General features: G+C 67.7%; 15 protein-coding genes. 4 read left to right on the plus strand and 11 right to left on the minus strand.

The genetic code is table 11. The features are described 5' to 3' along the window. Positions 1-6: 6 nt before the first annotated feature. On the minus strand, positions 7-1,746 hold the full coding sequence (locus JYA52_RS16860) for a phospho-sugar mutase (protein WP_205654332.1): 1,740 nt from the start codon (positions 1,744-1,746) through the stop codon (positions 7-9). 96 nt (positions 1,747-1,842) lie between these two features. After that, positions 1,843-2,661 (minus strand): purine-nucleoside phosphorylase, encoded by an 819-nt coding sequence (locus JYA52_RS16865; RefSeq protein WP_205654334.1) that lies wholly within the window; start codon positions 2,659-2,661, stop codon positions 1,843-1,845. 141 nt (positions 2,662-2,802) lie between these two features. Between JYA52_RS16865 and JYA52_RS16870 the strand changes: the two genes are divergently transcribed. Further along, positions 2,803-4,218, plus strand: coding sequence for an NAD(P)H-quinone dehydrogenase (locus JYA52_RS16870; protein WP_205654336.1), 1,416 nt, complete (start codon positions 2,803-2,805; stop codon positions 4,216-4,218). Positions 4,219-4,309: 91 nt separating this feature from the next. Here the strand turns inward: JYA52_RS16870 and JYA52_RS16875 are convergent, their stop codons facing one another. Genes JYA52_RS16875 through JYA52_RS16885 form a run of 3 tightly spaced genes read right to left on the minus strand, consistent with a single transcriptional unit; the run spans position 4,310 to position 9,577 of the window. Beyond that, entirely contained in the window at positions 4,310-5,872 is a 1,563-nt protein-coding gene (locus JYA52_RS16875; RefSeq protein WP_205654338.1) for an FAD-dependent oxidoreductase, read from the minus strand. Then, entirely contained in the window at positions 5,869-8,100 is a 2,232-nt protein-coding gene (locus JYA52_RS16880; protein WP_205654340.1) for a molybdopterin oxidoreductase family protein, read from the minus strand. Before JYA52_RS16880 ends, JYA52_RS16875 begins: the two co-directional genes overlap by 4 nt. A gap of 1 nt (position 8,101) precedes the next feature. Then, positions 8,102-9,577 (minus strand): MFS transporter, encoded by a 1,476-nt coding sequence (locus JYA52_RS16885; RefSeq protein ID WP_205654341.1) that lies wholly within the window; start codon positions 9,575-9,577, stop codon positions 8,102-8,104. A gap of 284 nt (positions 9,578-9,861) precedes the next feature. Between JYA52_RS16885 and JYA52_RS16890 the strand changes: the two genes are divergently transcribed. Continuing rightward, positions 9,862-11,274, plus strand: a complete 1,413-nt coding sequence (locus JYA52_RS16890; protein ID WP_205654343.1) for an MFS transporter — start codon at positions 9,862-9,864, stop codon at positions 11,272-11,274. Positions 11,275-11,335: 61 nt separating this feature from the next. On the opposite strand, the gene JYA52_RS16895 is transcribed toward JYA52_RS16890, so the two are convergent. After that, positions 11,336-13,120 (minus strand): acetyl/propionyl/methylcrotonyl-CoA carboxylase subunit alpha, encoded by a 1,785-nt coding sequence (locus JYA52_RS16895; RefSeq protein WP_205654539.1) that lies wholly within the window; start codon positions 13,118-13,120, stop codon positions 11,336-11,338. Positions 13,121-13,314: 194 nt separating this feature from the next. Then, complete coding sequence (locus JYA52_RS16900; protein WP_205654345.1) at positions 13,315-13,998, minus strand: Maf family protein; 684 nt, start codon at positions 13,996-13,998, stop codon at positions 13,315-13,317. Between the two features lie 85 nt (positions 13,999-14,083). On the opposite strand from JYA52_RS16900, the gene JYA52_RS16905 reads away from it, so the two are divergent. After that, complete coding sequence (locus tag JYA52_RS16905) at positions 14,084-15,550, plus strand: HNH endonuclease (RefSeq protein ID WP_205654347.1); 1,467 nt, start codon at positions 14,084-14,086, stop codon at positions 15,548-15,550. A 61-nt stretch (positions 15,551-15,611) separates the two neighbouring features. Here the strand turns inward: JYA52_RS16905 and JYA52_RS16910 are convergent, their stop codons facing one another. The 3 genes from JYA52_RS16910 to JYA52_RS16920 all read right to left on the minus strand — a co-directional run bounded on the left by JYA52_RS16910 (position 15,612) and on the right by JYA52_RS16920 (position 19,400). Next, complete coding sequence (locus tag JYA52_RS16910) at positions 15,612-16,079, minus strand: ASCH domain-containing protein (protein WP_372433913.1); 468 nt, start codon at positions 16,077-16,079, stop codon at positions 15,612-15,614. An 86-nt stretch (positions 16,080-16,165) separates the two neighbouring features. Continuing rightward, positions 16,166-18,709 carry an MMPL family transporter gene (locus JYA52_RS16915; RefSeq protein WP_205654351.1) on the minus strand — a complete coding sequence of 848 codons (2,544 nt, stop codon included), beginning with the start codon at positions 18,707-18,709 and terminating at the stop codon, positions 16,166-16,168. 1 nt (position 18,710) lies between these two features. Beyond that, positions 18,711-19,400 carry a TetR/AcrR family transcriptional regulator gene (locus tag JYA52_RS16920; protein WP_205654353.1) on the minus strand — a complete coding sequence of 230 codons (690 nt, stop codon included), beginning with the start codon at positions 19,398-19,400 and terminating at the stop codon, positions 18,711-18,713. Between the two features lie 187 nt (positions 19,401-19,587). Here JYA52_RS16920 and JYA52_RS16925 point away from each other — a divergent pair, with 187 nt between their 5' ends. Further along, the gene (locus JYA52_RS16925; RefSeq protein ID WP_205654355.1) at positions 19,588-20,148 is read left to right on the plus strand and encodes a hypothetical protein; all 561 of its coding nucleotides are present in this window, start codon (positions 19,588-19,590) and stop codon (positions 20,146-20,148) included. Positions 20,149-20,169: 21 nt separating this feature from the next. Here the strand turns inward: JYA52_RS16925 and JYA52_RS16930 are convergent, their stop codons facing one another. Beyond that, the gene (locus JYA52_RS16930; RefSeq protein WP_205654357.1) at positions 20,170-20,874 is read right to left on the minus strand and encodes an alpha/beta fold hydrolase; all 705 of its coding nucleotides are present in this window, start codon (positions 20,872-20,874) and stop codon (positions 20,170-20,172) included. Positions 20,875-20,896: the final 22 nt, after the last annotated feature.

Genomic DNA, 20,896 nt, shown 5'->3' on the forward strand with positions numbered 1-20,896 from the left:
CAGGCCCTACAACCCCAGGGCCTCGCGGACGTCGCCCAGCACCCGGTCCAGGGCTACCCGTGCGGCAGCCCGGGCCCCGGGCAGCTCGGCTGCCGACCCTACGCTTTGGATGACTTCCAGGTAGCACTTGAGCTTCGGCTCCGTGCCGCTGGGACGGATGATCACCCGGGTGAGGTCGCGCGTGAGGTAGAGGAGTCCATCCGTCGGCGGCAGTTTGTCGCTGCCTTCGGCGAGGTCGAGGAAGGATTCCACGGCCGAACCGCCGAACGACTCCGGCGGGCTCACGCGGAGCCGGTTCATCATGGCGTTCAGCAGGCCCAGGTCCGCCACGCGGATGCTCAACTGGTCGCTGGCGTGCAGCCCGTGGACCAGGTACAGCTCGTCCAGCGTGTCAAAGATGGTCTTGCCGTCCGCTTTGGCGGCTGCCGCGAGCTCGGCGATCAGGACGGCCGCCGAAATGCCGTCCTTGTCCCGGACCAGGTCCGGGGCCACGCAGTAGCCCAGCGCCTCCTCGTAACCGTAGATCAGGCCAGGCACCCGGGAAATCCATTTGAATCCCGTCAGGGTTTCCTCGTGGGCATAGCCGGCCGCGGCTGCGATGCGCGAGAGCAGCCGCGAGGAAACAATCGAATTGGCGAACACGCCGTCGTGCGTTTCTTCGGCGGGTGCGGTCAGCCGCGCCACCACGTGCGCGCCCAGCAGCACCCCCAGTTCATCGCCCCGCAGCATCCGCCACGCGCCCGTGTCCGGATCCTTCGCCGCCACTGCGGCACGGTCGGCGTCCGGGTCATTGGCCAGGACGATATCCGCATCAGCACGCGCGGCCGCCGCGAGGGCAAGGTCAAGGGCGCCCGGCTCCTCGGGGTTGGGGAAACTCACGGTGGGGAAGTCCGGGTCCGGCTGGGACTGTTCGCTGACGAGCGTGACGTCGGTGAAGCCTGCCGCCTGGAGTACGGCAACTGCGGTGTCCCCGCCCACTCCGTGCATGGGCGTGAGGACGATCTTGAGGTCGCGGGCCGGAAAGAGGTCTGCCTTGGCCAGGGCGGCGGTGGCTGCCTCGTAGTCTGAGGTGATGCCGGTTTCGAGAACACCCCAACCGTCCTCGGCCAGGCTGATGGAATCCACGGCCGGCGCCTTGTCGATCTCTGCCGCGATCAGGGCGTCGTATGGCGCCACGATCTGCGCGCCGCGGCCGCTTTCCTCCACCGCGTGGCGGCCCAGGTACACCTTGTAGCCGTTGTCCTGCGGCGGGTTGTGGCTGGCGGTGACCATCACTCCGCCGTCGCACTCCAGTGCGCGCACCGCGTAGGCAAGCAGCGGAGTGGGCAGCGCGGCAGGCATCAGCAGGGTGTCGATACCGGCCGCGGTGAAGACGGCGGCAGTCTCCTGCGCGAAGATGTCCGAGTTGTACCGGGCATCGAAGCCGACGACGGCGCGTGGCCGGGTTCCCGGTGAGGCCTTCTCAACCGCCTGGACCAGGAAGCTCGCGAAACCTGCCGCTGCGCGGCGGACCACCACCCGGTTCATCCGGTTGGGTCCCGGGCCGAGGGGAGCCCGGAGGCCGGCCGTGCCGAACTGCAGCGTGCCGCTGAAGCTGTCCTGCAGCTGCTGGAGGGCTGACGGAGTGCCGGCTTCTGCGAGGGATACGAGCTCGGTCAGGGACGCGGAGGTGGCGGGATCCGGGTCCAGGTCAGCCCAGGCGCGGGCATCACTGAACAGCTGGGAGTCGGCATCGGGGGACATCATAGGATCCAAACTATCGTCAAAGCTGGGCGGAGCCGTGCCGGACAAGCCAGCCGTGCCCGTATCGGAGCCGTGCCGGACAAGCCAGCCGTGCCCGTATCAGAGCCTGGCGATGATTTCGGCCAGGAGCTTGGAGATGCGCGGCCCGGCGGCGTGGCCGGCCTCGAGCACTTCCTGGTGGCTGAGCGGCACCGGGCTGATGCCTGCGGCAAGGTTGGTCACAAGCGAGATGCCAAAGACCTCCATGCCCGCGTGCCGTGCCGCGATGGCCTCCAGTGCGGTGGACATGCCAACGAGGTCCGCGCCGATGCGTTTGGCGTACTGCACCTCGGCAGGGGTCTCGTAGTGCGGGCCGGTGAACTGCGCGTACACGCCTTCGTCGAGGGACGGGTCCACTTCCCGCGCGAGGCCCCGGATCCGGGCCGAGTACAGGTCGGTCAGGTCCACGAACGTGGCGCCTTCCAGCGGTGAGGTCGCCGTGAGGTTGATGTGGTCCTTGATCAGGACCGGCGTCCCCGGCGCCCAGTTCTCATTGAGTCCGCCGCAACCGTTGGTGACCACCAGCGTCCTGCAGCCCGCGGCCGCCGCGGTGCGCACACCGTGGACCACGGCGCGGACTCCTTTGCCCTCGTAGTAGTGCGTGCGGGCGCCGAGAACCAGCGCGCGCTTGCCTTCCCTCGTCAGCACCGAACGGATGGTGCCCACATGGCCCTCCACGGCAGGGGCGGAAAAGCCCGGCACGTCGGAGGCCGCCAGGGTTGCCACGGTCTCGCCGATCAGGTCGGCGGCCTCGCCCCAGCCGGAGCCGAGGACCAGGGCGATGTCATGCGATTCAACGCCGGTTTTTGCCGCGACGTAGTCGGCTGCGGTCCGGGCGGCCTCGAACGGGTCAGTGTTCAGGAATTCTGCGTTACTCACTGGTACAAGCTACCGTGCGGCGGCGCCGGTGCACAGCGCCAAGGGCAGCCGCCGGGGGCGTGCCGGGGACCCGGCCGCCCCGCTGTTTCCTGGCGGTGGTTTGTTGGTGGTGCGGCAGCCAATGGGCGAGAATGGTTGATTGTGACTATGCATCCTGATTTCAGCGCACCCCGAATCGCAATTCTCGGCGGAGGTCCGGGCGGGTACGAGGCCGCCATGGTTGCCGCCCACCTGGGGGCCAAGGTCACCATCATCGAGCGCGCCGGCCTCGGCGGATCCGCCGTGCTGACCGACGTCGTGCCCTCCAAGACGCTGATTGCGACGGCGGACCTCATGACCCGCGTGGGCGAGGCGGGGGAGCTGGGCGTCAAACTCGACGTCGACGGCGGCGACTCCGTACCGGTGATGCGCGCCGACCTCAAGCACATCAACGACCGCCTTCTGGGCCTGGCACGCCAGCAGTCCCGTGACATCACTGCCGGCCTGGAGCAGCAGGACGTCCGCATCCTGATCGGTTCGGGCAAGTTGGTCGACAACCGCACCATCGAGGTCCAGACAGCCGACGGCACGGAAACGGTCGAAGCCGATGCGATCCTGCTGACCGTCGGTGCGCACCCGCGCGAGCTGCCCACCGCCCGCCCCGACGGGGAACGCATCCTGAACTGGGCGCAGATCTACAACCTGGATGAGCTGCCCGAAGAGCTCATTGTGGTTGGTTCCGGTGTGACCGGCGCCGAATTCGCCTCCGCCTACAACGGCCTCGGTTCGAAGGTCACCCTGATTTCCAGCCGGGACCGTGTGCTTCCCGGCTCTGACACTGACGCCGCGGAGGTGCTGGAAGAGGTGTTCGAGCGCCGCGGCGTGAAGGTCCTGTCGCGCGCACGCGCCGAAGCCGTGGAGCGCACCCGGGACGGCGTGGTGGTCACCCTCGGGGACGGCACCAAGGTCACCGGCAGCCACTGCCTGGTCTGCGTGGGTTCCATCCCGAACACCGCCGGAATCGGCCTCGAAGAGGCCGGCGTTGCGCTCACCGAGAGCGGTCACATCAAGGTCGACGGCGTTTCCCGCACCACCGCGCCCAACATCTACGCGGCCGGCGACTGCACCGGCGTCCTCGCGCTGGCCTCGGTCGCCGCAATGCAGGGCCGAATCGCCATTGCGCACTTCCTGGGCGACAGCGTCACGCCCATCAAGCTGCACCAGGTGGCGTCCAACATCTTCACGTCACCCGAAATCGCGTCCGTGGGTGTGTCCGAGGCCGAGATCGAGTCGGGCAAGTACCAGGGAGACATCATCAAGCTCTCGCTGAAGAGCAATGCCCGCGCCAAGATGCGCAACGTCAAGGACGGCTTCGTCAAGATCTTCGCCCGCAAGGGGTCGGGCACCGTGATCGGCGGCGTGGTGGTGGGTCCGAACGCCTCCGAGCTGATCTTCGCCATTGCCATCGCAGTGAAGCAGAAACTGCACGTCGACGACGTCGCCAGCACCTTCACCGTCTACCCGTCGCTCAGCGGTTCGATCTCCGAAGCAGCCAGGCGCCTGCACGTCCACATCTAGGGGTAATCGCTGGTCGAGCTGGATTTCGACAGGCTCAATCACCGGCCCTTTCGATAGGCTCAATCACCGGCCCGTTCAGCGCTGTCAGGTTTTAGGCGGCTGCCGCCTGGAAGTGTTTTTCGATGAGCCCCTTGATGTCTTCGTGGCAGCCGCCGCAGCCGGTGCCGGCGCGCGTGGCTGAGGTGACCTCGGCCACCGTGGAACAGCCGCCGGTGACGGCTTCGGTGATCTTGCCGCCGCTGACACCCGCGCAGCGGCAGACGGTGCTTTCCGGATCGCTGGATGCAGCGGACGGCGCCAGCTGGTCCGGACCGTCAAGGCGAAGCAGCAGGGAACGGTCCGCAGGCAGTTCGGCGCCGCGTTCGAAGAGCTGCACGAGTTCGCCGGCGGTGCGGGGCATGCCCACGCTGACCAAGCCCTCGAGCACCCCGCCGCGGGTGGTCATCTTCACGTAGCGGCCGTGCTCCGGATCCGCCCATTGTGCGATCTGCAGCCGCGGCCTGCCGTTGACGGCTCCGGCGGTCAGGACATCCTCATCCCACGGCTCGGCGGAGTTGTCCCCGGCCACGGCCATGTTCATGCCGCGGGCCTTGAGCACGATCACGCCGGGCTTCTCCTGGGGGAGCGGGGGCAGTGAGTCAGCGTCCCCCTGCGGTCCCTCGGCCAGCCGCTGCAGGTATTCGGCGAGCCATTCGGCCTGCCGCCAGCCCGGACCAACCAGGCCCGACGGACCGCGTGCTGTGCGGCACTCGATGCAGGCCGGGTCCGGGCAGCGGACCTCGGCGCAGTCGCCGATGGCGAAGATGTGCGGTTCGTGGTGCGCGCGCAGGCGGTGGTCCACGAGGATGCCCTGCCCTGTCGACAGGCCGCAACCCTCCGCCAGCTCCGTCCGCGGACGCACACCGCAGGAGAGGACCAGGAGGTCGCCGTCGATGGCGGAACCGTCGTCGAGCAGCAGGGCCGAGAACCCGCCGTCGGGAGCGTTGTGCTCAACGCCCGTGGAGCGGGCGTTGCCGGCCACGCGGACGCCGCAGCTGCGGAGGCTGGCGGCGAGCACAGCTCCGCCGCCGCGGTCGATGTTCCGGCCGAGGGGGTGGGGCCCGTTGTGCACCACGGTGACCGTGGCGCCTTCCTCGGCCGCCGCGAGGGCCGTCTCAAGGCCGAGCACCCCGCCGCCCAGCACCACCACGCGCTTGCGTCCCGCGACAGCCTGGCGAAGCACTGCGGCGTCGCGAAGGTCGCGCAGGGCGGTGACACCCGGTGGGAGGACAGGAGCTGCCGGGTCCGGGTTCATGCCCGTGAGGTTGGGGATGACAGGCCGGGAGCCGGTGGCGAAGACGAGCCGGTCGTAGTGGGCCGAGGTGCCGTCGGAGAGCAGCACGTTCTGGCGTGCCCGATCCACACGCTTGACCTTTACGCCCAGCCGGACGTCCACGCCGTCCACTGCGAGGGCGGCGGCGTCGGCCAGGGCCAGTGCCTCCGGGGTGGTGCGGCCCACGCCCAGGTCAGCGACGAGGACGCGGTTATAGGCGGCGTCCGCCTCCTGGCCGATGACGGTCAGCCCCACCTGCCCGGCGCGCACCGCCGGCAGCAGCTCGTCGACCAGCCGCGCCGCCACCGGACCAAATCCGACAATTACAATCTGCTCGCTCATGAGGCCTCCGCTGTCTGAAGAACACTGGTGTTTTGTACGGTGGCTGCCAACCGAACCCATACTTTGTTGTATTTGAATTCGGGCATCCCCGAGATGGGATCCGTGGCGGCTTCGGTCAGCCGGTTCGCGCTTTCCAGCTCCGGGAAGTGGAACGGCAGGAACACGGTTTCTGGGCGGATGGCCGTGCTGAGTTCCGCCCGGCACACCACCTCGCCGCGCTCGTTCGCCACCGACACCTGCGCGCCGTCGGTGATGCCCATGGCCGCGGCAGCGGCCGGATGGATCTGCATCCTGGCTTCCGGCTGCGATGCGAGGAGCTCGGACACGCGCCGCGTCTGGGCGCCTGACTGGTAGTGCTCCAGCAGCCGGCCGGTGATGAGGGTCATGGGTTTGGCGGCGGGGTCGGCATGGGCTGCCGGCGTACGACGGCGGCGGGGCGCCACCGGGGTCAGGACTGCCTTGCCGTCCGGGTGCGCAAACGAGTCCAGGAACAGCCGCGGCGTTCCGGTGCTGCCCACGGGGTAGGGCCAGTAGGCAGCCGCTCCGCCGTCGAGCATGGCGTAGTCGATGCCGGAGTAGTCGGCCGCGCCGCCGGCGGAGGCGAGGCGGAGTTCCTCGAAAACCGTCTCGGGATCGTCGCTGTAGGTGGACGGCGCCTCGAGTGCCTCTGCCAGCCGGGCCATGATCCACAGTTCGCTGCGGGCACCGGCAGGCGGCTGGATTGCCTGGCGGCGGCGGAGCACGCGGCCTTCGAGGTTGGTCAGCGTGCCTTCTTCCTCGGCCCACTGAAGGACCGGCAGGACCAGGTCGGCCTCGGCGGCAGTCTCGGACATGAAGAAGTCGCAGACCACCAGGAACTCCAGGGTGCGGAGCCGCCGGATGACGTCGTTCGCATCGGGGGAGGCGACGGCGATGTTGGAGGCATGCACGAAAAGGCAGTGCACGCCGTCGGGCTCTCCCAGGGATTTGAGCAGCTGCACGGCCGGCAGGCCGGGGCCGGGGATGAGCGACTCGGGGACGTTCCAGACCTTGGCCATGTGTGCCCGCGCGGCGGGATCGGTGATCTTGCGATATCCGGGCAGCTGGTCGGCCTTCTGGCCGTGTTCGCGGCCGCCCTGGCCGTTGCCCTGGCCGGTGAGCGTGCCGTAGCCGCTGCGGGCCGTTCCGGGCAGCCCGAGCAGCAGGCTGAGGTTAATGGCGGCGGTGGCGGTGTCCGTGCCGTCCACGTGCTGTTCCACGCCGCGGCCGGTGAGGATGTAGCTGCCGCCGCGGCGGGCGCCCTCGGCAAGCCGGCGGGCCGTTTCGCGGATGAGCTCGGCGGGCACACCGGTGATGGACTGGACCCGCTCCGGCCAGAAGGCGTTGACGCTGCGGACCACGGCGTCGTAGCCGGTGGTGCGGGCGGCCACGTAGTCGTTGTCCACGAGGCCCTCGTGGATAACGACGTGGGACAGGCCAAGCAGGAGGGTGAGGTCCGTGCCGGGCAGCGGCTGGAGGTGGATCCCGCCGCCGTCGGCGGTAAACCGCGCCGTCGCGGAACGCCGGGGGTCCACGACGATGAGGCCGCCGGCGTCGCGGACCCCTTGCAGGTGCTGGACGAAGGGCGGCATGGTCTCGGCGACGTTGGAGCCGAGCATCAGAATGGTGCTGGCAGTGTCCAGGGCCTCCAGCGGGAACGGCAGGCCGCGGTCCAGGCCAAAGGCGCGCATGCCGGCGGCGGCGGCCGAGGACATGCAGAACCGGCCGTTGTAGTCGATGCGGGAGGTGCCCAGCGCCAGGCGGGCGAATTTGCCCAGCTGGTAGGCCTTTTCGTTGGTGAGGCCGCCGCCTCCGAAAACGCCGATGGCGTCCGCTCCGTGCTTCGCACGGGTCTCCAGGACGGCGGTGGTGATGCGTGACAGCGCCTCGTCCCAGGTGATGGGGCGGAAGACGCCGTCGGGCCCTTTGAACATGGGCTCGGTGACGCGGCCGGGGTGCTGCAGGAGTGAGGCGGAGGTCCAGCCCTTGCGGCAGAGGCCGCCGCGGTTGGTGGGGAAGTCGCGTCCACTCACCTCAAGGGCCGTTCCTTCGGGCGCAGGCGTGTTCTGGGCTGCCGCGTCCTGGGCAGGTGCGGCAGGCACGGGCTCTGGCCCCGGCTGGACAGCCGGGGCCAGAGCCGCTGGGGACTTGAGCGTCATGGCGCACTGCAAGGCGCAGTAAGGGCAGTGCGTGTCGGCGCTTTTGGTCATGTTAGACGTGTCCCATCGCATTTCGGTTGGTGTTGCGGATGTAGCAGAACCAGCAGACCGTCAGCATCACAACGTACGCTCCGACGAAGCCGTAGAACGCCGGCGTGTAGGAGCCGCTGGCCGTGTTGGAGGCGTTCAGCACCTGCGGGATCACGAACCCGCCGTAGGCGCCGATCGCCGAGATCAGGCCGAGGGCCGCGGAGGCCAGGCGCTGGGTGGTCACCGAGCTGGCGCCGGAGCGGGCTGCCCGGCTGGAGATGGCGAAGATGACGGGGATCATGCGGTAGGTGGCGCCGTTTCCGAAGCCGCTGGCGGTGAAGAGCATCAGGAAGAGGACCAGGAAGAGCCAGAAGTTCTTCAACGGGAGCGTCCAGATCATGGTCAGCGTGATCACGGCCATGGAGGCGAAGGCAGCCACTGTCATCCGGGCGCCGCCCATGCGGTCCGCCATGCGTCCGCCGTAGGGGCGGGCCAGGGAGCCGACCAGCGGGCCGAGGAAGGCCAGTGAGAGGGCAACCGTGCCGACCCCGATGGAGGAGAAGGCGGGGAAGTAGTCCTTGATGAGCTTCGGGAAGACGCCGGCGAAGCCGATGAACGAACCGAAGGTGCCTATGTAGAGCAGCGCCATGATCCACAGGTGCGGTTCCTTGAGCGCGGCCAGGGAGCCGGCCACGTCACCCTTGGCGCTGGTGAGGTTGTCCATGTACTTGAAGGCGCCGAACGCCGCGATCAGGATCAGCGGGACCCACATGAGGCCGGCCATGGGCAGATTCACGCTGCCGGCGGCCAGGAGGGTGATGGCGATGGGAACGGCCAGCTGTGCCACGGCGGCGCCGAGGTTGCCTCCGGCCGCATTGAGCCCCAGGGCCCAGCCCTTTTCACGTGCGGGGTAGAAGAAGGTGATGTTGGCCATGGAGCTGGCGAAGTTGCCGCCGCCGAAGCCTGCCAGGGCCGCCACGAACAGCATGACGCCGAACGGTGTTTCCGGGTTGGAAACACACATGGCCAGTCCGACCGACGGAATCAGGAGGAGCAGCGCCGAAACGATGGTCCAGTTGCGGCCGCCGAACTTCGGGACCATGAAGGTGTAGGGGATGCGGAGGGTGGCGCCCACGAGGCTCGGCATGGAGATGAGCCAGAAGATTTCGGATGTGCTGAAGGTGAAGCCTGCCGCGGGGAGCTGGACCACGACGATCGACCACAGCTGCCAGACGACGAAGCCAAGGAATTCGGCAAAGATGGACCAGTTGAGGTTCCTGCGCGCAATGGAGCGGCCGCGGCTTTCCCACTGCTGCTTGTTCTCTGCATCCCAGTTCGCAATCCAGCGGCCGGGGCGGACCTCAAGGGCGGGGGCATCGGTGGCGGTGGCTGAAGCGGTCTGCACATTGAGGGCAGCGGAGCCGCTCCCGGTCTTCGGCTCTGCGGCAAGATCGAGGGAGTTGCCGGCGCCGGATTCTGCGGTGCGGTCAGCAGTCACGGTGTACCTCCTTGGGGGGATTGATGTACTTACCAAGGTAGGGAAGCCGCGTTTCGAGGACGGTCGCCGTTTGTTAACGTGCTGTGACATTTGCCTATCAGCGGCAAAGTCATGGAGTTAGGCTTGGCCGGAAGACCTCATCGTGAGACGATCCGGATCGTCCGCATGGTGGACTAAATGTCCACTCGCTGGACGGCCGGAACTAATATTGAACTCTGTTTTATCCCTTAGTTGGGCGGCGGTCGGACGCACCGCCCGTCCAGTCCTAATGAAAGCGCAACTACATGTCATCCACTGCCACATCACCGCAGCCGGGGTCAGCCAAGCAAGTGAACACACGCGGGCGCGTGATCGTCGCCAGCCTCATCGGCACCACCGTTGAGTTCTACGACTTCTACGTCTACGCCACGGCCGCCGTTCTCGTGTTCCCCAGGCTGTTCTTCCCGGGACAGAATGAAACCACCCAGCTGCTGAGTTCCTTCGCGGTATTTGGCGTGGCGTTTATCGCCCGCCCGCTGGGGTCCATCGTTTTCGGCCACTTCGGGGACAAGTTCGGCCGCAAGGGCACCCTTGTGGCCTCGCTGCTGACCATGGGCATTGCCACGTTCCTGATCGGCTGCCTGCCCACTGCGCTGGTGCCGGGCTGGGGCTTCTGGGCTCCGGCCCTCCTGGTGGTCATGCGCTTCGCCCAGGGCCTCGCGCTCGGCGGCGAATGGAGCGGCGCAGCCCTCCTGGCCACGGAGAACGCCCCCGCCAACAAGCGGGCGATCTATGGGACGTTCCCGCAGCTCGGCGCGCCCATCGGCTTCATTATTGCCAATGTGATCTTCCTGGTGGCAAGCTACGTACTTTCCCCGGCCGCCTTCGAAGCGTGGGGCTGGCGCGTACCGTTCCTGCTGAGCGCCGTCATGGTGATCATCGGCCTCTACGTCCGCCTCAAGCTCATTGAAACGCCGGCTTTCACGAAGGTGCTCGAATCCAACGAAGTGGCCAAGCTGCCGCTTGCCCGGGTCTTCAAGACGAGCTGGCGCCCGCTCATCCTGGGCACGTTCATCATGCTTGCTACGTACGTGCTCTTCTACCTGATGACCACGTTCACGCTGACCTATGGCACGCGCCCGGCCACCCTGGACGCCGCCAAGGCAGCTGCGGAGAAGGCAGGCAAGCCCATGACCGAGGCAGCCGCCGCGGCGTTCGTTCCCGGACTGGGCTTCACCCGCAACGACTTCCTTTGGATGCTGATCGCTGGCGTCGTGTTCTTCGGAATCTTTACCCTGGTCTCCGGTCCGCTGGCGGAGAAGTACGGCCGCCGCAAGATGCTGCTGGCCGTGACCGGCGGCATCTTTGTCTTCGGCCTGCTGTTCGTCCCGCTGTTCAGCGGCGGCTTCGTGGGCACCATGGCACTGCTGGTCATCGGCTTCTCCCTGATGGGGCTCACCTTCGGGCCGATGGGTGCGCTGCTGCCGGAACTGTTCCCGACCAACGTCCGTTACACCGGCTCTGCTGTCAGCTACAACGTGTCCAGCATCCTGGGTGCGGCTGTGGCGCCGTTCATCGCCGTCGCGCTCTGGGAACAGGCTGACGGCAGCCCGGTCCTCGTGGGCATCTACCTGACAGCCATGGCGGTCCTGACCCTGATCGCGCTGTTCCTGAGCAAGGAAACCCGCGACTTGGACTACGAAAACAACGTGGCCTGAGCCTTCTCCTTAAATGAAAATGCCCGGTGTGAATCCACACCGGGCATTTTCGTACTGGCTGTCAGTCCTCGATTGTCGCAATCACTGCGCCGGCGGCCACTGTCTGGCCGGCTGCCGCAGCCAGCCCCGTGACGGTGCCGGAGCGGTGGGCGGTGAGCGGCTGTTCCATCTTCATGGCCTCAAGTACGACGACGAGATCACCTTCGGCGACGACGTCGCCCTCGGCGACGGCCACCTTCACGATGGTGCCCTGCATGGGAGAGGTCAGGGCATTGCCGCCGGCCGCCTGGGCTGCGCCGCCTGAGCGGCTGCGCTTCTTGGACTTGGCCGGCTTCAAGCTGCCCGATGCTGTGCCGCTGAATCCGAGGGATGCGGGGATGGCGACTTCCAGCCGCTTGCCGCCGACCTCCACCACGACGGTCCGGCGTTCACCGGCCTCCTCCGTGTCGGCTGCGGCCGCTGCGGGCGTCCAGGCCGGCAGGTCGTTGACGAACTCGGTTTCGATCCAGCGGGTGTGGATTTTGAAGGGTCCCTCTGCCGGGGCGAAGTCGGGGTTGCTGACGACGGCGAGGTCGAAGGGGATGACGGTGGGGATGCCTTCCACCACCATTTCCTCAAGGGCACGGCGCGAGCGCTGCAGGGCCTCGGTGCGGGTGGCGCCCGTGACAATGAGCTTGGACAGCATCGAGTCGAAGTTGCCGCTGATGACGTCGCCCTGCTCCACTCCCGAATCGATCCGGATGCCGGGGCCGGTGGGGTTCTTCAGCGTGGTGAGCGTGCCCGGGGCGGGCATGAAGTTCCGGCCCGGATCCTCGCCCGTGATGCGGAACTCGATGGAGTGACCGCGGACCTCGGGGTCGTCGTAGCCCAGCTTCTCGCCGCGCGCCAGCCTGAACTGCTCGCGGACGAGGTCGATGCCCGTGACCTCCTCGGAAACGCAGTGCTCCACCTGGAGGCGGGTGTTGACCTCAAGGAAGGAGATGGTGCCGTCCTGGCCGACCAGGAATTCGCAGGTCCCGGCGCCGAGGTAGCCGGCTTCCTTGAGGATCGCCTTGGACGACTCATAGAGGCGCCGGTTTTGCTCTTCGGTAAGGAACGGGGCCGGGGCCTCTTCCACAAGCTTTTGGTTGCGTCGCTGCAGGGAGCAGTCGCGGGTGGAGACAACCACGACGTTGCCGTAGGCGTCCGCCAGGCACTGGGTTTCCACGTGGCGCGGAGCATCCAGGAAGCGTTCAATGAAGCATTCACCGCGGCCGAACGCGGCCGTTGCCTCACGGACGGCGGACTCGAAGAGTTCCGGGACTTCCTCGCGGGTGCGGGCCACCTTGATGCCGCGGCCGCCGCCGCCGAAGGCTGCCTTGATGGCCACGGGCAGGCCGAACTTGTCCACGAACTCGAGGATTTCTTCGGCGGATTCCACAGGATCGGCCGTGCCGGGGACCTGCGGCGCCCCCACCTTTTCGGCAATGTGACGGGCCTGGACCTTGTCGCCGAGCGCGGAGATCGCCTCCGGGGACGGGCCGATCCAGGTGATGCCGGCCCCGATGACCATGGCAGCGAACTGGGCATTCTCGGCCAGGAAGCCGTAGCCGGGGTGGATGGCGTCCGCTCCGGACCGGTGGGCCACCTCGATCAGCTTTTCCATGACGAGATAGGACTCTGCGGCGGTGTTGCCGCCCAGTGCGTAGGCTTCGTCCGCCAGCCGCACGTGCAGGGCATCGCGGTCCGGGTCTGCGTACACCGCCACCGAGGAGATGCCCTCATCGCGGGCCGCACGGATGATGCGCACGGCGATTTCCCCGCGGTTGGCGATCAGTACTTTGCTCAGCCGCTTGGAGCTCGTCAGGGCGGCACCTGCGTGGCTCGGGGCGGCGGACTGCTCTGGACTTGCGGACTGCTCCGGCTTAACTGACAAGGCGTCTCCTTCTTTTCCTTCAGGGAGCCTAGCCTGATTTTGAGGATTCCGCCGATATTACTGGCGGAATCCGCGTGTACGGGGCCTCTGCTTTGTAGGGTTGCTACAAGGTGCCGCTAATTGGCTCACTCGGCCCGGACTTCGGAGGGATCGACGGCGCCGCCGGTCCACAGCTCGGTAACGTTCACCCTGGCCTGGCCCAGCAGGCCGCGGAGGGTGGAGATGGAGAGCCCGACGACGGTGTGGGGATCGCCGTCGACCTTGCGGATGAACGCACCGCCATAGCCGTCGATGGTAAACGAACCGGCGCACTGGAGAGGCTCTCCGGTGGCGATGTACGTGTCGATCTCGGCCTCGCTCATCTCCATGAAATGGACCTCGGCGGAGGAGACGGAACCGAGCGTCGCGCCGGAGCCGGCGGCGCCGTCGTTGCCGTCTTCGGAGTTGTCGGTATCCCGGCAGTCCACGAGCCAGTGGCCGGTGTGCAGCACGCCCATGCTGCCGCTCATGCGGAGCATCCGTTCCTTGGCGACCTCGGCGGTGTAGGGCTTGCCGTGGGCCTCGCCGTCGAACTCGAAAACAGAATCGCAGCCGATCACCAGGGCGCCGTCGGCCTCGGGCAGGGAGGCCACAGCCTCGGCCTTGGCGCGTGCGAGCAGCAGGGCGGTGTCGTGCGGGTCGGTCACGCCGTAGCGGGCCTGGACGGCGTCCTCGTCCACATCGGAGACGAGGACTTCATGGGAGATGCCCGCGTTGCTGAGCAGCTTGGTACGGGCGGGGGACTGGGAAGCAAGAATGAGGCGGGTCACCGCACCAGCCTAATCCCGGAAGTGATGTCGGGTCCTCCGCAAAGGCCCATCCTTGAATGTCACACCCCACAGGGACACTTGAGTTATGGACGGTAATGGGGGGTCTGAAGCGGTTCCGGCCGCAGCGGGGTGCGGTTGCGTCTGCAGCTGCGGTCGGGAGCCGGGAACGGGTAATGCCGCCTTGGCCCTGTGCGGGGACGTGGCAGCTCTGCGCGGGGGTGTGGCCGATCAGGAGGGTGCCCGGCTGATTGATGAGATCCGGGCACTGGAAGTGGAAAAGTCTGCCTTGTCTGCCCGCCAGGCCCGCCTGACCGTGGCCTTTGAACAGTTGCAGCGCCGGCAGCAGGCCGACGCCGGGATCCCCGCTGATGAGCTCGGGGCAGGCATCGGAGCGCAGATCGCCCTCGCGCGTGGCGAATCCCCGGCCAAGGGCAACCGGTTGTTGGGCCTGGCCAAGGCCCTGGTGACCGAAATGCCGCACACCCTCGCTGCCGTGGAAACGGGGCAGCTGAACGAATGGCGGGCCACGTTGCTGGTGCGCGAAACGGCGTCCCTGTCCTCCGCGGACCGGTCCAGCGTCGATGAGGAACTCGCCCCCGACACCGGAACGCTGACCGGTGCAGGAGACCGGGCCGTCGTGGCCGCCGCCCGGGCCGCCGCCTACCGCCGCGACCCGCGCTCCGTCACCCAGCGCGCGGCCCACGCCGCCACCGAACGGCACGTCAGCCTCCGCCCGGCACCGGACACCATGTGCTACCTGACCGCCCTATTGCCCGTCTCGGCAGGCGTCGCCGTGCACGCCGCCCTGACCCGGCACGCGGACACCCTGCGCTCCGGCGGGGATGAACGCGCCCGCGGGCAGATCATGGCCGATGACCTGGTCGAATGGACCACCGGCACCCCCGGCGGGATCACCGGCATCGAGATCCAGCTGATCATGACCGACCGCACCCTCTTCCAGGGCGACTCAGACCCGGCACGAATCCCCGGCTACGGCGTGGTCCCGGCCGGCTGGGCCCGCACGATGGCCCGTGCTGTCGAGCCGGCGAGCAGTGAGGAACTCAGCGTCTGGGTCCGCCGGCTCTACACCGCCCCCGGAACCGGCGAACTCGTCGCGATGGACTCACGGGCACGCCTCTTCCCCGCCCCGCTGAAGCGCTTCATCCAGGCCCGCGATGACACCTGCCGCACCCCCTACTGCGACGCCCCCATCCGCCACCACGACCACATCGTTCCCTGGCACGGCGGCGGCGCTACAACACAGGCCAACGGCGCCGGGCTCTGCGAAGCCTGCAACCACACCAAAGAAACCCCCGGCTGGAGCGTGAAACCCCGCCCCGGCCCCGCGCGCGCAGATCGACTGAGGCACACCATCGAACTCCGCACCCCGACCGGCCACACCTACCACTCCACAGCACCGCCGCTCCCGGGGACGCAGCTTGACGTTTCGAGCACGGAAGCATGCAGGCACAGGCGTGAACTCCGGCGGTACGCGAAGGTTCGTATGCGGGGCCGAGGTCTGCTCGCGGCGGAAGGCACGCGCGCGGCCTGAGCTGGCCGCGAGCGGTCTGCCGGTCATGCAGCGGTGCAGCTCCACTGTTGCCGCACCGCTGCTACTGTTGCGGCGCGTCCGCGTGCTCGGGTGGCCAGACCACTTCGAAGCGCTCAAAGACGATCTCGTCGTCCTCTGACCATTCACGGCCGACGGCGGCGGAGACGCGCGTCCAATAGCGGCGGTGTTCACGCTGCCAACTTTCCAGGGTCAAGTCGCCTTCGCCCTCATCACGAGCGAAGGCCGTATCAGCGCTCGTGAAGGGGCCAATACGGAGCTCCGTGCTCCGGATGATGATGCGGGGCAGCCCATCACCATCGCAAGCTATCCAATGGGATCCGATCCGGGGCACCTGGTCGCCGCGGGCGATGAAGTCGGCGACGAGTTCCGCCGTCGCGCGCTTCCTTCCGCTGAGAACCACACCGAGGAGTTCGTTGGCGAGCCGTTTCGAATCACCGAAGTGTTCCACCGTGTACTCGGGTGACGCGGTGACGGCCTCGGGATGCGCGGCGGCGTAGGCGTCCCACATTCGGTCAGCTGCTTGAACATCAGGCGGGGCGACAGGATGAGAAGGCACCTCCATATCCTCGCAGGCGCAGGCGCAGGTTGCGGCCACTAGCCGGCCGCAACATCGGCGGGTTCGGGCGCGGAGGCGCCGGCCGCCGTCGTGCTTGGCTTGCGGAGCCGCGCCCCCTCCACGTCAACGTCAGGCAGGATGCGGTCCAGCCAGCGCGGCAGCCACCAGGCCTTTTCGCCGAGCAGGTACATCACGGCCGGGACAATCGTCATGCGCACCACGAACGCGTCCACCAGCACGCCGAACGCCATGGCGAAGCCGAGCGGCCGGACCATGTTCAGGTGCGAGAAGATGAAGCCGGAGAACACGCTGACCATGATGATGGCGGCGGCCGTGACCACTGCGGAGGCGTGGCTGAAGCCGGAGCGGACCGCGTGCCTGGCCGATTCCCCGTGCATGAAGGACTCGCGCATGCCCGAGGCGATGAACACCTGGTAGTCCATGGCCAGGCCGAACAGCACACCGATCAGGATGATGGGCAGGAAGCTCAGCACGGCCCCCGGGTTGTCGACGCCAAAGACTGACCCCAGCCAGCCCCACTGGTAGACGGCCACAACAGCGCCGAACGCAGCGGCAAGCGATAGCAGGAAGCCGCCTGTGGCCAGCAGCGGCACGACGATCGAGCGGAACACCAGCAGCAGCAGGATCAGCGAGAGCCCGACGACGATCGCCAGGTACGGCGGCAGCGCGTCGCCCAGCTTGGTGGACACGTCGATGTTGCCGGCGGTCTGGCCGGTGAGCCCAATGCTCACGCCGAGAGAGTCCTCGATCGCACCCTTCTCGGCCCGCAGCCCGGAGACCACCTCCACGGTGCTGGCGCTGGCCGGTCCCTCCTTGGGGATGACCTGGAACACCGCGGTCCGGCGGTCCTCGCTGAGGGCCACAGGGACCGCGGCCGTCACGTTTTCCGTGCTGCGCAGGACATCCGCAACGTCCAGCTGTTTGGCCATGGCTTCCGATTCGGTGAGGCCTTCGGGGAAATCGCCGACGACGACGATCGGGCCCGTGGTGCCTTCGCCGAAGCTGCGGCTGGTCACGTCGTACGCCTTGAAGGCCTGCGAATCGACGGGCTCGGAACCGCCGTCCGGCAGCGCGAGCCTCAACTGGCTGGCCGGCAGTGCAACAATGCCGAGCAGCAGGACACCGGCCAGCGTGGCCATCACCGGGTGCTTTGTCACAAGCCCGCCCCAGCCGTGGCTGCTGCGGTGTTCGTCCTTGGCCAGGTCCGCGGCCGCGTGGCCGGGGTCGGCATTGTGCTTCTCGGCCCTGGCCCAGGCCCGCTTGGAGATCAGCTTCCTGCCTACCAGCGAGAGCACCGCGGGGGTCAGGGTCAGGGCGACGACGACGGCGACGGCCACCGTCGCGGCGGCGGACAGGCCCATCACGGCCAGGAACGGCAGTCCCGGAACGACGAGGGCCGCGAGGGCGATGATGACCGTCAGACCCGCAAAGAGCACGGCATTGCCGGAGGTTCCGGTGGCAAGGGCCACGGATTCTTCGCCGTCCATGCCGGCCAGCAATTGGCTGCGGTGGCGGTTGACGATGAACAGGCAGTAGTCGATGCCGACGGCGAGCCCCAGCATGAGGGCCAGCATGGGGGAGATGGAGCTCATGTCGACGATCCCGCTCAGGGCGAAGGTGCCGCCAACGCCGGCGGCCACGCCCAGCAGTGCCATGAGGAGGGGCAGGCCGGCGGCGACCAGCGTGCCGAGCATGATGACCAGGACCAGGGCCGCAACAGCGATGCCGACGATCTCGGCAACGCCAAAGATCTCGGAGACGTCTTCGGTGATTTCCTTACTGGGCAGTGCCGTTACGCCGCCAGAGGAGACCTCCCTGACGATGTCCTGGACTTCCTGGCGGACCCGGGGCTCGAGGCCGTTGATGGAGGTCTTGAACTGGACCTGGGCGATCGCGGCCTTGCCGTCCTCGGAGACGAAGCGCATGCCCTGGGACGCGGTCAGCTGGCGCTTGCCGAGCGCGAGCTTTTCATTGCCGGACTCGAGTTCCTTCGTGCCGGCGTCGAGCTTTTCCTGGCCCGCGGCGAGGGCGGCCTTTTGTTCGCCAAGCTGGGCTTCGACGGCTTCCGGCGGCAGTCCGGCAGCGGCCATCTGCTGTTCAGCAGCCGCCAGTTGGGCCTTGCCTGTAGCCAGTTCTGCGGCGGCCTGGTCCAGCTGGGCCTTCCCGGTGACCGCCTTCTGTTCGCCGGCGGCGAGGTCTGCGGCGGCCGCGTCCAGCTGTGCCTGGGTGGCGAAGGGGTCCACCGTTCCCTGCACGTCCGGGAGGGTCTTGAGCTTGGTCAGAGCAGCGGACACCGCTTCCTTGCCGGCCTGGCTGAACTTGGCGTCGTTGGCTTCGAAGACGATTCCGGCGGAGCCGCCCGAGGAGGAGGGCAGTTCCTTCCTGAGCTTGTCCGCCATCTGCTGGGTTTCGGTACCCGGGATCTGGAAATTGTTGGACATGGTTCCGTGGAAGGCCGCTGCGGACCCCCCGACGGCCACGAGGACCGCGAGCCAGAGTGAGATGACAAGCCAGCGGTGGCGGTAGGAAAACTTGCCGAGGCGGTAGAGGAGAAGTGCCATGTCAGGACCGTTCTGAGGAGTGTGGTGCCGCGAAGCCGGAGCCCAGAAGCCCCATGGAATCGATCAGCAGCTGCCGGAGGATGGCCAGCGATTTCGGCGAGAGGTCAGTGCCGCAGCGGCTGAACCAGACCTCCATGGCGGCTTTGCCGCAGGAGATGACGGAGCCGGCCAGGGCGCGGAGGTAGAGCTCGTCCATGTCTCCCGCCGGGCTGTGGGCGGCGCGCTCGCGGGCGGCGGCGATGATCTGTTCTGTGCAGTGGTCCCACGCCTCCAGCTCGGAACGTGCCAGCAGGGGGCTGGCCTGCGTCAGGCTGAAGAGCTCGGCCATCGGTGCCACCGACATCGGGTCGGCCAGTTCCACGAGGGCTGCCCGGGCCGACTCGAGGATGGGCTCGTCAGCGGGCCGCAGCCGGAACTGCTGCAGCGCGGTGTCAAGGAAGCCGTGGGTCACCGAGGCGATCGCCGTCTCTGTGCTGCTGAAGTAGTTGAAGAAGGTGCGGCGTGAGATGCCCGCTGCTTCAGCAATGTCCTCCACCGTGAACTTGCCGGGCCCCTTGCTGCGCAGGAGCTCAAGGGTCGAATCCGAGATGGCCTGGCGGGTTGCGGCTTTATTCAGTTCGCGGCGGGTAGGGGACGGGGCCGTTTCGGGCGGCGGCGGTGGAGGCGGCGAGGGCGAAGTGGAAGTGGACACGCACTTACACTACGTGCATGTTTGCACTCTGCGCAAGATTCCCAGCGTCACAGGTTCAGCGTGATATTCACATGTGCTTCACAGGCCCTTCATAGCCGCGCGTAATGTGGGTGGCGCATGCTGATCCCATGGCCGGTACGGCCGGCGGCGAAGGCGCCGTCACGTTCGGCGGATCCAGGAGAAGACCATGAATCGCATGAAGAAAGTGGCCCTCAGCCTTAGCGCGGGGGCGGTGGCGCTCGGTGCCGGTTTTGGTGTGACGGAAATGGCCGCGGCAACGACGGCCACTCCAACTCCCACCCCCACCTCCAGCAGTCCTTCCGGCATCCCTGCTCCCGACGGTCACGTGCTGGGCCGGGGAAAGCACGGTCACGGGCACGTGGATCGTGGCGCGCAGGCCGCGGCATTGGCGGCCAAACTGGGCGTGGACGAGGCCAAGGTAACGGACGCGCTACGGGCATTCCGCGAGGCGAACCGGCCTGCCGGTCCGAGAACCGACGGGCAAAAGCCGGATCGCGCGGCGATGGAGGCAGCACTGGCAGCGTCCCTGGCCAAGTCCCTCGGAATCGACGAGGCCAAGGTGAAGGCTGCGCTTGAAGAACTGCGTACTGAAGCGCAGAAGAGCCGGGCGGCAGCGCTGAAGCCGCGGCTGGATAAGGCCGTGGCGGACGGCACGCTCACCCAGGCGGAGGCGGACGCCGTCACCAAGGCGGTGGAGCAGGGCGTTATCGGCGGCGGCCGGCACTAGCCTTCCCGTTCCCGTGTGGGCTCACGCCGAACGGTTGACGGCTGCCAGGACGGCCTCACCGAGCTCGGCAGGCTTGGTGAACTGGGGCCAGTGTCCGGTGGGGAGGTCCACCAGGTCGAGGTCGCGGATGCGCGCGAGCTCCTCAACGTAGGGGTGGCCTGCGTCCATCCACTCCGTGAGCAGGCTCGTCGGGAATTCGCAGGCGATCACGGTTGCCGGGACGTCGTAGCGGCGCTCATCATGGAGGTGCTGCCGGTCGTATGCCACGCCCTTCGGCTGCGGGATGGCGCGGGCACGGAACATGGTCCGCAGCTCGTCATTCAGGTCCACGAGGTCCGCCTCGTCGAAGCCGTCCCACGGCGGCAGGGGAACGTCGTCGCCGTCGGCCGGCAGTTCGTCGTTGATGACGCCGCCCTCACCGAGCGGACCGCTGTCCACGTAGACGGCGCGGGCCACGCGCTCCGGCCGCGCGTCGACCACTCCGTGGATGATCGCCCCGCCGCCGGAGTGGCCGACGAGAACCACGGGGCCCTCGATGGCATCCACCGCGGACACAACGGCATCAATATGGTCGCGCAGCCCGATGCCCGAGCGCGGGGCATCGGGCGACTCCAGCCCCGGAAGCGTGAGCGGATGGACGCGGTGCCCTGCCGCCACCAGCGGGGGAGTCACCTCCGACCATGAAGAAGCGTCCAGCCAGAATCCGGGAACCAGAATGACATCCATGGCATTACCCTAGCCGCAACGC

This window comes from Arthrobacter pascens, assembly GCF_017052465.1.
Taxonomy (GTDB): Bacteria; Actinomycetota; Actinomycetes; order Actinomycetales; family Micrococcaceae; genus Arthrobacter; species Arthrobacter pascens.